Annotated in this window: 1 pseudogene; it reads right to left on the reverse strand. The window is 43.1% G+C overall.

Annotated elements, in window-relative coordinates:
* Nucleotides 1–413: 413 nt before the first annotated feature.
* Nucleotides 414–2,028, reverse strand: a pseudogene (locus tag ON064_RS18100) (polynucleotide kinase-phosphatase); the annotation flags it as partial.

A 2,028-nucleotide genomic window follows, 5' to 3' on the forward strand; every position in this document is an offset into this window, starting at 1 on the left:
CCGTTCGTAAAAGTACACCTTTGCGAACGCTTGGAAAACCGTTCAAAAGAGCTCATAAGAACGTTCGTAAAGGCATCGAATCACTTTACGAACGTTCGTGAATTTATACATACTTTTACGAACGGTTTCAAGTCAGTTAGGAGTAACAATCGTTTATGGAGATCGACTTTATAGAAGAAACTCAGTCCAAACGTAGCCATATGGTCTGCATACCTTCCGATGCTTCTTTTTAAGCAACTTTTTTTATACCAGCAATGCCATAGCTTTTTAACATAAGTTATCGAGAGTGTTTTGCAACTTCTACTAACTTAAAAACTTCTTATTTATCACATTCGAACGCCTTTCTACTTATTGCTTTTCTATATCCAAAAAACCGAAAGGCAAGAAGTGCCTTTCGGTTCATACTCTACTGTTTATAATCGTGGATCGACCGGGTCAGACTCCATGGCCAATGCGGCTAAAGTACATTCGTGAACCCGCTCAATCGTTTCTCCATTTACATATCGCGTAAGGCCCTCGAGTCCAAGTGCGAATTCTTTCAAGGCCATCTTCTGCTTTTTACCGGTATTCCTATTTTTTAATCTTTCCAGGTTTTTCTGCTCCAAATAATCCATACCGTAAATGATACGCAAGTATTTCCGGCCCCTTACCTTAATGGCCGGTTGCAACAACTTGCCTTTGTTTCGGGCAATATAAAATTCAGGTTTGATTACAATACCTTCATGCCCGTCTTCCGTTATCTCCTGCCACCAACGAATCACTTCATCCTCACTGGCTTGGTCAGTGATGACTTTAAATTCCGTTTCCACAAACAGTTCGGATTGGCTGGCAAGTTGCCGGTTCATTTCCATGTGCCATGTATGCGGTTTGTCGAAAAAGGTTCCGTTGCTGTGGGACAATATATGGAAAGGTGCAATCTGGATAGACTTGCTTGAATCGATGTCCCAACAATATTGCTGAAAGACTTTTTGAAAGTCTAGCGCATTTCCAAGCTTTTCTTCGTATTCATCTAGCCACCTCTGCAACTCGCTGTTCGCCGGAAGTGCAGCCGACAATTTTTCTTTCAGCAGCGACCGGTCAAGTACGGCATTTTCCGCCACATGTGCATATTGGCTGCTGATTAATTCTTTGGCTTTTAAGTTCCACGGCATGATCTCCGCATCTAACAACACATAATCCGTATCGTGCTCCCTAAAATAATTTATTCTATTTAGTTCTCCATTCAACTGTAGAAGCAATCGTGCTTCTGTTTCGTAGTCAAAAAAGCGTTTTCCGGTCCGGGTATAAATACAGCCAAGCGATTCGATGCCAGTATGTTTTGATGAAGTCTCTTTGTCTTTAAATAAAAACAAGATCCCTCTGCTGCCCATATGCTTTTTCTCCGCAATCATTGCGTGAATTCCGTTACTTCTGAAATACTCTATTGCTTCTTTCGGATGCTCCAAATATTGCGGCAAAGCGGATGGTTTCGGTGTTGGGCTCATTGTCGGCGGAATATATACCAATTGCTCGATGGGAACTGTGTAATGCGACACCGCATCGATTGCCGATTTCACCAATTCCTGTGGTATCTTCACTTCACTCAACTGCTCAGTCAATACAGAATAACCGTTTATAAACTTCGCGATATTCGGTGCATTTAACCGGTTTTTTTCCCACTCAGCTAGTGGATTATCAATGGCTCCGGAATAATCTTTCTTTGCCTTAACAGACACAAAAGTCCTTTCCGGATAGCGGTAAGCTGTCAATTCGCCGCCGAAAACAACTCCTTGATCAATATTGATCGTATTGTTGATCAATAAGGGCTTCGGTTTCGGGTCATGGCCCCATACGATTAACAAACGATTTTCGTGCCCCACCGTCCAGTCTTTCCGGAGGGGTTTGCCGTTGTCGTCAAACCCGCCCGTATCCCCGTATCGGCAAAAATCACTGATGGCCTCGGATTGCTTGCCGATAAACGAATCCTTGATTCCTGCATGCGCACAGACCAGTGTCCGGACGCCATTTTTCGTGAACACATAATGAGAA

The organism is Planococcus sp. A6, assembly GCF_028823615.1.
Lineage (GTDB): Bacteria > Bacillota > Bacilli > Bacillales_A > Planococcaceae > Planococcus.